This is a genomic window from Corallococcus interemptor (assembly GCF_003668875.1).
GTDB classification, from domain to species: Bacteria; Myxococcota; Myxococcia; order Myxococcales; family Myxococcaceae; genus Corallococcus; species Corallococcus interemptor.
In genome coordinates, this window is record NZ_RAWM01000365.1 from 1 (window position 1) to 433 (window position 433).

At 61.9% G+C, this 433-nt stretch carries 1 protein-coding gene; it reads left to right on the forward strand.

What is annotated here, in order from left to right; genetic code table 11:
* Positions 1-309, forward strand: a 309-nt coding sequence (locus D7X96_RS39270; RefSeq protein ID WP_121772017.1) for a tetratricopeptide repeat protein, incomplete at its 5' end; no start/stop codon positions are given.
* Between the last annotated feature and the right edge of the window lie 124 nt (positions 310-433).

The window sequence follows — 433 nt, forward strand, 5'->3', positions numbered from 1 at the left end:
GACTCCGCCCTTGCCTGGTTCAAGGACCGCAAGCAGGGGCAGGCGGCGGACTCCGGACTGTCCTCGGGAATCCTCAACGACATTGGCTACGGGCTCCTACGCCAGCAGAAGCTCGCTGACGCCGTGAAGGTGTTCGAGGCCAACGTCGAGTTCTATCCTGACGATGCCAATGCTCATGACAGCCTCGGGGAGGCCTACGCCGAGGCAGGCCGCAAGGATGACGCCGTCATTCGCTACAGGAAGTCGCTGGAGCTCGACCCCAAGAACGACAACGCGGTGAAGATGCTGGAGAAGCTGGGCGCCCGGTGAGTTCCATTTCAGTTTGAACGTGGATGCATGCCCATGTCGGCGCGGCTACAGGACGTAGCCCTTGGCTCCCACGAGTATCGACTGGCTCAGCAATGAGTGGAACTCGGTGCGGTTGCCTCCGTGG